The 7447-nt window shown below is 45.0% G+C and carries 6 protein-coding genes; 1 reads left to right on the top strand and 5 read right to left on the bottom strand.

Annotated elements, in window-relative coordinates:
• Positions 1-414 (bottom strand): response regulator transcription factor (locus SCJ97_05095; protein ID MDW7739420.1); only part of this gene is annotated, 414 nt, incomplete at its 3' end.
• Positions 415-590: 176 nt separating this feature from the next.
• Between SCJ97_05095 and SCJ97_05090 the strand changes: the two genes are divergently transcribed.
• Positions 591-2702: an acetate--CoA ligase family protein gene (locus tag SCJ97_05090; GenBank protein MDW7739419.1), complete on the top strand. Its 2112-nt coding sequence runs from the start codon at positions 591-593 to the stop codon at positions 2700-2702.
• A gap of 28 nt (positions 2703-2730) precedes the next feature.
• Here SCJ97_05090 and SCJ97_05085 read toward each other — a convergent pair whose 3' ends face one another.
• The 4 genes from SCJ97_05085 to SCJ97_05070 all read right to left on the bottom strand — a co-directional run bounded on the left by SCJ97_05085 (position 2731) and on the right by SCJ97_05070 (position 7424).
• Entirely contained in the window at positions 2731-3684 is a 954-nt protein-coding gene (locus SCJ97_05085; protein MDW7739418.1) for an NGG1p interacting factor NIF3, read from the bottom strand.
• Positions 3685-3748: 64 nt separating this feature from the next.
• Positions 3749-5023 carry a cysteine desulfurase-like protein gene (locus tag SCJ97_05080; GenBank protein ID MDW7739417.1) on the bottom strand — a complete coding sequence of 425 codons (1275 nt, stop codon included), beginning with the start codon at positions 5021-5023 and terminating at the stop codon, positions 3749-3751.
• Positions 5024-5042: 19 nt separating this feature from the next.
• On the bottom strand, positions 5043-5939 hold the full coding sequence (locus tag SCJ97_05075; GenBank protein ID MDW7739416.1) for an MBL fold metallo-hydrolase: 897 nt from the start codon (positions 5937-5939) through the stop codon (positions 5043-5045).
• A 54-nt stretch (positions 5940-5993) separates the two neighbouring features.
• Positions 5994-7424, bottom strand: coding sequence for a 4-hydroxyphenylacetate 3-hydroxylase N-terminal domain-containing protein (locus SCJ97_05070; protein ID MDW7739415.1), 1431 nt, complete (start codon positions 7422-7424; stop codon positions 5994-5996).
• Between the last annotated feature and the right edge of the window lie 23 nt (positions 7425-7447).

Below are 7447 nucleotides of genomic sequence, written 5' to 3'. Positions count from 1 at the left end.
CTCACGGGGGCTTATTGAATCGTTTTTTTCATTTGCTTTATTACCACCACTTACTTCGTTCAGCATCTTTGATGCAGCCATGGAATGCAGGGTAGGTTTTCCTGAAGCAGCATCCCGGATCGCATTGACCAGGTCTGCAGCTGAAATATCTTTTAAAAGGTACGACAGCGCACCGGCTTTTATTGCCGGTAGAACCAGGTCATCTTCAGCCTTGCTGGTTAAAATGATTATCTTCGACCCGGGACTTGCCTCAAGACAAAGCTTCGTTCCTTCGATGCCGTCAGTACCGGGCATCATGAGATCCATCAATATGACATCCGGCTTATATCTGGCAGCCATGAGCGCCGCTTCTTCGCCATCAGCAGCTTCTCCGACCAGCTCGATCTCCTCTTCGGTCTCCAGGTAATATTTCAAACCTTTCAGCAGGTAATAAGGTCCGCTAGTTGTAAATTCAGATCATACCCAGGTATGATTTATCTCACTGTTTTTATTATATATGATCGGTCGATCTATGGTAAAATTTAATATGTGCCTCAAAATGCCATATAATTTTTTAATGCCGTGCTGCATCATGAAAGGGAGGATCTTTAATGCAAAAAATCTTTTATCCCGAATCGATTGTCATCATCGGCCTTTCCTCAAAGCCGACCAATATACCGCGCCTGACACTGGAAAACCTGCTGCGCTGGGGATACAGGGGAAGAATATTTGGCGTAAATGCCCGGAGCGAAGATATTCATGTTGACGGTATCAGGATGTTTAAAAACATTGAAGACCTTCCCGAAATACCTGATCTGGCCTACTGCATGATCCCCGCCCCCTTGATTCCGGATATGATGGAACGCTGCGGCAAGTTCGGTATCAGGCGGATGGCTATTCCATCAGGCGGCTTTTCAGAGTTCAGTGAAGAGGGGAAAGCTTTAGCAGATAAACTGGTTTCTATCTCCCGTAATTACGGGATACGCTTTGTAGGGCCTAACAGCGTGACTGTTGCCAATACTGATAACGGGCTCTGCCTGCCATTCGTAGCGCTGCATAAAGCTCCAAAGGGGGAAATGTCGATCATTTCACAGAGCGGTGGCGTGGCATTAACAATGCTGAACTATCTGTTTGATGAAAAGATCGGCCTGGCAAAATTCGCCAGCATCGGAAATAAACTCGACCTTGATGAAGTTGACTTTCTCGAGTATTACGGCAAAGATCCCCAGACTAAGGTTATTTGCCTCTACCTTGAAAGCATCAATCGGGGCAGGAAATTAATTGAAACTGCCGCCGGCATAGATAAACCGATTATTGTTTACAAGGCTAATACGACCCGAGCAGGCAAAGAAGCAGCTATGAGCCATACTGCTGCCTTAAGCAGTGATGAGGCAATAATCGATTCTGCTTTCGAAGAAGCCGGGATAATCCGCATTGATAATTTCCTCGACTTTATTGAAGTAACCAAAGCATTTCATCTGCCGCCGATGAAGGGAAAACGGATCATGGTTATGAGTCCGGCCGGTGGATTTGCAGTTCTGGGCGCTGACTTATGCGAAAAAGCCGGTTTTACATTCGCCGATATGGGCCGGGAGTTCTATGACAGCCTTAAACAGTTCAGCAATGCAGGAGTTATTAACTTTTCCAATCCTCTGGATATGGGTGACATTTATGATCCTAAATTAACCGCATATGTACTTTATTCAGTTATGCATTCCGACCAGGTTGACGGTTCAATTTACATCAGCCAGAGACCTCAGATGCCACAGGGTGATAATATATTCCAGAAAATGTTCCTCACCGACCTTTCCAAAGAAGCCTGGGGTTCTATCCTTTCTGCAGGGAAACCTCTCGGAGTCTGCCTTTTCGGCCCTACCCGTATGATTCAGCAGACAAAACGATATGTTGAGTTCCCTATCTTCAACAGTCCTGAAGAGATGATCACCGCCCTGGCAATCCAGATGAAATATTATGAGCGGAAAAAGCTTTTAGCAGAACAAAAAAATGCTGCTGCACCGGAAAAGATAGATCATATTGCTGCTAAACGCTGGATGCAGGATAAGCAGGGAGATTACGGTGAAGAAGCTTTGGAACTTCTGGCTTCATATGGTATTAAGACGACAGTATCCAGAACAGCGATATCAGCCGCTGAAGCTGTTCTCACCGCAAAAGAAGTTGGACTTCCCGTTGTAATGAAGGTAATCTCACCTGATGCTCTTCATAAGTCTGATGTGGGAGGAGTATTGCTCAACCTCTCCGATAATGAAGAAGTTGCCGAAGGGTTTGAAAATATCCGCAGTAATCTTCAGTCTTTCAAGAAGAATGCTCATTTCGGAGGAGTGAGGATTCAACCAATGGCACCCGAAGGCTATGATATGTTCATCGGTGGCAAACAGGACCCTTCATTCGGACCCGTGATATTTTTCGGAATGGGCGGAATTTTTATCGAGGTTTTTAAGGATACAGCGAATATGATCTGTCCTGCTGAACCCGATAATATCAGGAAAAAACTAAAGAACCTGAAGTCATTCCAGGTTCTTCAAGGTACTCGCGGCAAAGCTGCGGGCGATATTGAATCATTCATCGATCTGGTAGTCAGGGTATCAATGCTGCTCGCCGATTTCCCCGGCATCAGAGAGCTGGATATTAATCCGGTCCGGGTATTTTCTGAAGGGAAGGGATCATTAGCTCTCGATGCCAGGGTCCGGATCGCCATACAATAACTTTTAGTAAATAATCACTTCTCAAGGGTTAATTCCTGCTGTGCCTGATTAACCCTGAGCAGGGTATAATATCAATGCCCTGCTTCTCCAGTCCATCGAGTAAAAGGTTCATACCCAGTGAATCACTGGCAATATGACCAGCGATAACAACATTTATATGATTCTCTTCTGCCTGCTTACGGTGTTTATCACTCATGTGCATACCTACAATTGTTCCTATCCCGGCCTGGGACAGCTTGGCATAGGCATCTTCCGACCCACTGGTCCCACCGGTCATATCAACCAGAACCTTACCGGCCCGTCTCTCCTTGGCGCCTAAGATAATATTCGGACCTACACTGCTTTTTACAGCTTCGGCATATTCGGGAACTTCTTTCAGCAGCTTCAAAACATCGATCAAAGTATCAGGTTTTTCCCGATCAAACATGGTCTGTAAAAAAGCTGTTACCTGGTTATCGGCAACTGTATGAGCACACATCATGGCAATCCCCAGAATTTTAGCAGCATCAATTGCCCGGTTATGGTTGACCGGCATTAAACCTCTTTTCACTTCACTGATTCGTGATGACAGAATTGATTCTGCAACGTTTATAGGGACACCAAAACGAGCCAGAATGTCTTCCTGCAGGTGCATAACATAATGGAGATCTGCCAGTGCTTTACCTTCAGGATGATGAGCCATTATCAAGTCTATTTGTTTATCTTTCCCGGCCAGTCGATCTGCCAGAAGGACTTCACCAACCTCTATATCAACTCCAACCATCATTCTTTTTACCTCTGCATCCGGATCTCCACAAAGAATTCTCGTATCGCTGTACGGATTGGTAAGCGATTCAAGATCAAATTCCTTTTTTTCAGCTTCCTTCAGATCTTCATATTTTTTTCTTGCCTTTTCCAGGGCTGCAGTTACTCCTGCAGGTTCCCTGGGATCTTTTTCGATTCCTTTTTTTACAACATATTCATAAATATCGCAAATCTTCAAGTTTAGCCTCTCCTCTCTATTCTTTATCTGCATATTCAAGAGCTGCCTGAATCATAATGACGACTCAGGAGCTACCTTTTGCCATTTTATACACCTCGTCTACCAGGCGGTCAATTTCACCTTCAGTATTGTAAGGTGAAAGACCAATCCTGACCAAACCGCCAAGGGGTATGAGGCCGAGTCTTTCAACCAACCGGATAGCATAAAAATGACCATCCCAGACAAATATCCCTTTTTCGCCTAAATCTTTTGCTATTTTTTCTGCAGTTAAACCTTTTAAAGAAAAAGATACAGTCGAAGTTCGAGGGTGACCCTGAGGTGGTCCATATACCTTGACTCCATTTACCTGCGACAAATTATTGATCAATTTTCCGGCTAAAGGCTGTTCGTATTGTTCCATAACTTTCATGCCGGCGATAACCATTTCTCTGCGATTATTCTGCTTAGCAGAAAGCTCCGCAGGTTCTGGATTCAGAATTGAACCAAATTTATTGCCTAGATCAGCTATGAACTCCACTGCTTCCGCTGCCCCGGCAATCCCTTCATGGTTTAAGGTCCCCGTTTCAATTTTGCAGGGAATTTTATCATACTGAACCCTCAGTTTATATGCAGGGAGCTTCTCAAACTGGTCACGCCTGCCGTAGAGAACTCCCAGGTGCGGCCCAAAGAACTTATATGCCGAGCAAAGCAGAAAATCTACACCTAAATCTTTCACATCGATCGGACCATGCAGGGCATAGTGGACTGCATCAACCACGGCCAGTGCTCCAGCTTCATGAGCCAACCTGACCATTTCTTTAACATCGCTGACAGTACCCACACCGTTTGATGCATAATTGAATGCAGCAACCAGGGTGTTCTCCGATAATTTAGAACGATAATCTTCCATATCAAGCGTGCAGTTTTCAGGATTAATCTTAACCTCCCTGACCACAAAACCTTTCTCTTCCAAAGCTAACCAAGGCCCGCGGTTTGCTTCATGATCAATTTCAGTAATAATAATTTCCTTTCTTTTACCCGGATTTCTGCCCAGGGCAAAAGCCAGTTGGTACATCAGGTTAGTTGTATTTTGCCCGAAGGCAATCTCATCGGGATCCGACCCCAGAAAATCAGCCAAAGCTGCTCTGGCATTATTGATAATATTATCGCTTTCCATGCTGGTTTTGAAAAAACCTCCGGAGTTGGCATTGCATTTTACGAGATAATTAACCACAGCATCGATTACTCTCTGGGGTACCTGTGTGCCTCCCGGTCCATCGAGATATGCTGCCGGATAGCCATTAACTTTAAGGGCTAAGGCTGGAAACTGGTTTCGCACATAATTTACATCATAATTCATAGGTCACAACCTCTTTCTGCTATAGTTTGATCTCAAGACCGGTACTTAGTTTATGAAAACGACTGCCAAAACTATTCTGCAGTGCAGCTTCCGCTTTAAGTCCACTGCAGTGTCCTGTAAATATTTCAGCTGGATTGATCTCTTTCATTTTTTCCACCGTTGTTTTAATTTTCGGTGCATCCGCACTAAGAAGATGAAAGCCACCGATAACAGCTTTAATCCGATCTACACCGGTAATATTTACGGCAGTCTGAATTATGCTGATGATTCCGGCATGTGAACAACCGGTGAGCACCGCGATGCTGTCGTTAAATAATAAGACCATGGAAAGATCATCTGTTAAAAGATCGGGAACTAACTGGCCTTCATTTAATGTGTAGGTTGACAGGGTAGGCTGATTCTCAAACTCAACACGCCTGGTAATTTCTCCCGTTGTAAGAATCCCGGGCATTATTTTAAGTGGATCAGTTGTAAGGATAAGTTCACCACCCGCAGCTTCCAAGGCACTTCTGTTATGACCGGGGTAGAACCCGATGGACCGCAAACATGGATCAAGAGCAATAGATTGCCTGAAAATATCCGGGTGAGCTACTATGGGCAAACTTTTTTTACCAATTGCCTGCAGAGTTCCAAGCAGCCCGCCTGTATGATCATAGTGACAGTGAGAGAGTATGATATAATCGATGGCTTTTATATCTTTCTTCAGCAGCGCCATATTATGCAGTAAGGAATCGGTTGACTGTCCGGTATCAAACAGGATGGTTTTTGTGTGTTTGCCGGCTGTTACTTCGACCAGGTATGAAGCGCCATGGACAGCAATCATGGCGCTGTCAAATCCGGCGTAATCGTCCATCAAAACTGTTATTTCAACCCTGTCGATTAAACCAAATTTATTTTCATCAGACAGCATCTCCATGGCCTAACTATACCCCCCTAAAATTAAATTCCACAAGCAAGTTTACTCGTCTTATCAGGAGTCTATTCCGCAGTGCATTTTAAACAGGCGGATGCAGGAATCAATATCATAATTATTACGGATTGCAATCTTTTCCATAATCGGCGAACCTCCACCATGCAGACCACCGACCTGGGCCACACCTGAATGGGCACTGCAGAGCATGTCGGAAAGGGTGCGGAACAGTCGATGCTGATCTTCTGCAGATACTCCATCTTTGCGCTTGATATATTTCTCCATCAGATCTCTAGTCTCATCAGCAAAGAATTCATCTTCGTACGGCAGGGTTGCCGGCAAGCCTCCGGCAAGGTCAGCCAGAATTTCATATTCGTGGTAGAGTTTTACACCGGCATGGTAGCGCCCAACATTAGTATATATGATATTGGGGATGTGGGTTCCCGAGTTGGCCGGAGTTGATTTAACCGAGGCAGCTATACCGGCTGCATAAACAAGTTCTCCGGTAGCAATCAGTTCTGAGAGTTTATCTTTAACATGTGAGGCATCACCCACGCCGTTATATTCCGCGGCCAATGCTGATGCTCCAAGGATGAGGTCAGTCATTGCCGGTTTACACCCTGTATAGCTGTGGCGGTGGTAGGTTGCAAAGAGCATGGCCAGTATGCTGGCAAAATATGTTTCGCCGCAGAGGAATACCCTTTCCCATGGGACAAGGACGTCGTCAAATACAGTCATTGAATCGGCAAGGCCAAAGAAATTTTTAGTTTTGATCTGCTTTCGCTCCCTGGGGGTGGTAATCCTGACTACCTGTTTTATACCGGGAGTATCAGCCGGCATTGAAAAGGCTACTGCCCAGTCAGCATCTTTATCCGTCATAAGGCGGGTTGGAACAGCTACGATTTCATCCGAAAAAGGAGCATTCGAGTTATGTGCCTTACAGCCCCGGACAACTATCCCTTCTTTTTTCTTTTCAATAACCCGCAAATAGAGATCCGGGTCGCTTTGCTCAAAAGGACGTTTGGATCTATCACCTTTCACATCAGATTGAGCGCAATTGCCAACAAGATCATTGGCTTGAAAATACTTCATAAATTCGACAAAACGGGGATAATATTCTGTTCCAAAGGCATCATCGCAATCTTTTGTAACGACCGATATGGCATTCAGGGCATCAATGCCCATGCAGCGCTGAATGCATCCCCCCGCTTTCCGGCATAACTGCCTGGTGAGCTCCTGTTTTTTCAAAAGGTCATCTGAACTCTGGTGGATATGGCACAGGCGGTGGATCTTTTCCCCGGTCAAGTGTGACTCAGCTGTTATTAAACTTTTCAGGGAAGGATCATTTGCTTTCTCAAAACTGTCGGCGATCAAATCCAGACCTGGCTTTAACCGGTGATCGTCACGGCCTATGCATTCTCCACCCATGAAAATATTTTTATTCAACCTGTACATTCTTTCCCTATATTCTTCTGCACTTTTTATGGTCATTAACGGAAATCACTTCCTTTCGG

It is taken from the genome of Bacillota bacterium (assembly GCA_033549065.1).
GTDB lineage: Bacteria > Bacillota > Dethiobacteria > DTU022 > DTU022 > JAWSUE01.
Note: the sequence above shows the minus strand (reverse complement) of the source record. Positions and strands in the feature narration are given on the sequence as shown.

What these genes read in the sequence shown, in the direction of transcription:
- SCJ97_05090 (MDW7739419.1), top strand. Translation starts at nt 591, where the DNA reads ATGCAAAAAATCTTTTATCCCGAATCGATTGTCATCATCGGCCTTTCC.
- SCJ97_05080 (MDW7739417.1), bottom strand. Translation starts at nt 5,023, where the DNA reads ATGAATTATGATGTAAATTATGTGCGAAACCAGTTTCCAGCCTTAGCC.
- SCJ97_05075 (MDW7739416.1), bottom strand. Translation starts at nt 5,939, where the DNA reads ATGGAGATGCTGTCTGATGAAAATAAATTTGGTTTAATCGACAGGGTT.
- SCJ97_05070 (MDW7739415.1), bottom strand. Translation starts at nt 7,424, where the DNA reads ATGACCATAAAAAGTGCAGAAGAATATAGGGAAAGAATGTACAGGTTG.